The following is a 2,482-nucleotide window of genomic DNA, read 5'->3' as shown; positions in this document are numbered from 1 at the left end:
GTATATAATGGCTGCATATAATCACCTCTATCTAAAATACATAAGAATTATACCATAACTTGTCATTAGGATGCAATGAAATACTTGCGCCCTTTATCAGGGAGTCTTATAATATTTAAAAGACAGAGTCAGAAAAGGAGCGGGAAAAATGGATTGGATGGAAAAGCTTGGAGATACGATTTCGGCAAAGGGGAGAGAGGCAGCGGATAAGGCAAAGGAAATGGCACAGATTGCCAGTCTGAAAAGCCAGATTTCCACCTGTGAAGAGGTTATAAAGAAAAACTATATGGAAATCGGACGGCTGTATTATGAAAAATACGGAGCTGGTGATACACCTGTGGCGGAGGAAGGGCAGGAGGCGCCCTTCGAGAAACAATGCAGGGCGATCAGAAACGCCAGAAACGGAGTAAATGAGCTTCAGGAAAAGATCAGAGAGCTGAAGGGGCTGTAGGCTGTCAGAGCATAGGAATTCACAATATTTCAATATATGTAAAAAGTTTAAACCGGAATGTAACTGAGCTTTTTAGCTTTACTTGCTATTCCTGTATTTGTAACGCCCACAGGCTGCCGTGACCTGTGGGCGTTGTATTTACTTGATTCCCTTTGAGGTTTTGCCTGATCCTAAGTGGGCATGGAATTCCTCAATCATTGATTCCAGTGTGACACTTTCCATCGCATTGCGAACTGCATCCTCAATTTTCTGGTACGGTTTCTGCAATACAGCACGAATATTCTGGGCAACTGGGCACGCCCGTCCGTCACAGGGATGGATACCAATCAGGGAGGAAAGGCCGTCTGGCTCAAGGGCCTGATAAATCATATACAGTGTAATCTCGGATGGAGGCTTGCATAATTCGGTTCCGCCGGTACCGCGTGCCACTGTAATAATACCGGCCTTTTTCAATGCGCTGAACACATTGCGGATTACGACCGGATTACAACCGGTGCTTTGAGCCAGCAGATTACTGGTGACTTTGACCTTCCCTTTTGCCTCATTTATAAATATCAGGCAGTGTACTGCCACCGAACATTTCATACTAAGCTGCATGATAAAATCCTTTCAAAATCCAAGCGTCGCGCGTGATGTAAATGTTGACTTTATATCTTGCGCGTGCTATACTATCCAGAGATGTAACTTTTCATTTTACACTCACTTATTTTACACGCTTTACAGAGGAAATGCAAGGGGAAACCACTGATTCCCTGAGATTGACATAAGAAAAAATATCAACTGGCAGGAGGTCAAATGGCGGTTCCCATCGCAAAAGCATTAGGGCTTCGCGTGATCGTCTCTGGAAATGCAAAGGCAAAATTCTCGTCCGTTCTGATGGGGAACAGCTTCGGAAAATCACAAAAATCGTGGAACAAAATCACATCGTTCCCAAAACCGATCCCCGTATCTTCTCTTTGGAAAAGGCGCAGGAGGCGCTTCAGCTTGTGGCACATGGGCATACGGAAGGAAAGGTCATCATTCAGCTTTAACAACAAGGGAGGGAAAAAGATGGAAAGGAAACTTCCGATTCGCAGGAAACTGACTGATTTCTTCAAGGAATTATACAACACGTTTGGAGTGGACGTCCATATTCATATCGTGGACAAAGCGTTGGATTCCAATGGGGAAAACTCGGAATCTATGGGGTCATAAAAGGTGCCGGTGACTATGCCGTATGTTTTGAAATGCTGCAGCTGGCTCCATCTGCAAGGAATCAACAGCTGTGGGAAGCAAGGAAATATGGAGGATGTTTGAAATGAAACTTTATGAGATTTGTTTTAGTCCCACTGGCGGGACGAAAAAGGCAGCGGATATGCTGGCAAACGGATTAACCGGCGAAATACAGCCGGTTGATCTGACAGACGGCAAAACGGTTTTTGCCGATGTCTCTCTGGAGGAAGACGACCTTGCGGTAATCGCTGTTCCTTCTTATGGCGGACGTGTGCCGCGACCAGCAACAGAGCGACTGTCTGCCATCCAAGGGAATGGAGCAAAAGCCGTCCTTCTCTGCGTCTACGGCAACCGGGCGTATGAGGATACACTTGTAGAATTACAGGATACCGCAAAGCAGGCTGGATTTCGTGTCATCGCCGCCGCTGCCGCCATAGCGGAGCACTCCATTGCCCGCCAGTTTGCCGCAGGACGTCCAGATGAACAGGATCGGGCGCAACTTCATACATTCGCAGAAAAAATACAGAGCAAATTGGATGCAGAGAATATTTCTGAGCCAGCAATTCCGGGGAATCGCCCTTATAAAAAAGGCGGGGGAGCTGGTATGGTGCCAAAGCCTACCAAGGACTGCGTAAAGTGCGGATTGTGTGCGCAGGAGTGCCCGGTGCAGGCCATAGACCTCTACGACCCGAAAGAGGTTGACGGAAAAAAGTGTATTTCCTGTATGCGCTGCGTGTCGGTCTGCCCGTATTCCGCACGGAAGGTAAACGGTATGATGCTGGCTGCCGTTGGCATGGCGCTGAAGAAAGTGTGCGCCGA

4 protein-coding genes are annotated in these 2,482 nt (G+C 47.2%); 3 read left to right on the top strand and 1 reads right to left on the bottom strand.

What is annotated here, in order from left to right; genetic code table 11:
- Positions 1 to 148 precede the first annotated feature (148 nt).
- Positions 149 to 451 (top strand): hypothetical protein, encoded by a 303-nt coding sequence (locus tag AC1WIP_RS14450; RefSeq protein WP_481142487.1) that lies wholly within the window; start codon positions 149 to 151, stop codon positions 449 to 451.
- A 138-nt stretch (positions 452 to 589) separates the two neighbouring features.
- Here AC1WIP_RS14450 and AC1WIP_RS14445 read toward each other — a convergent pair whose 3' ends face one another.
- Positions 590 to 1,048, bottom strand: coding sequence for an Rrf2 family transcriptional regulator (locus AC1WIP_RS14445; protein WP_481142486.1), 459 nt, complete (start codon positions 1,046 to 1,048; stop codon positions 590 to 592).
- 311 nt (positions 1,049 to 1,359) lie between these two features.
- Here AC1WIP_RS14445 and AC1WIP_RS14440 point away from each other — a divergent pair, with 311 nt between their 5' ends.
- On the top strand, positions 1,360 to 1,482 hold the full coding sequence (locus AC1WIP_RS14440; RefSeq protein WP_481142485.1) for a zinc-binding dehydrogenase: 123 nt from the start codon (positions 1,360 to 1,362) through the stop codon (positions 1,480 to 1,482).
- Between the two features lie 266 nt (positions 1,483 to 1,748).
- Positions 1,749 to 2,482, top strand: a 734-nt coding sequence (locus AC1WIP_RS14435; protein WP_481142484.1) for a 4Fe-4S binding protein, incomplete at its 3' end; no start/stop codon positions are given.

The organism is Acetatifactor sp. (assembly GCF_982438285.1).
This window is presented reverse-complemented; position numbering and strand designations above follow the sequence as displayed.

Excerpts from the sequence above, each read along its gene's own strand:
- AC1WIP_RS14445 (WP_481142486.1), bottom strand. The coding sequence starts at position 1,048 with ATGCAGCTTAGTATGAAATGTTCGGTGGCAGTACACTGCCTGATATTT.
- AC1WIP_RS14450 (WP_481142487.1), top strand. The coding sequence starts at position 149 with ATGGATTGGATGGAAAAGCTTGGAGATACGATTTCGGCAAAGGGGAGA.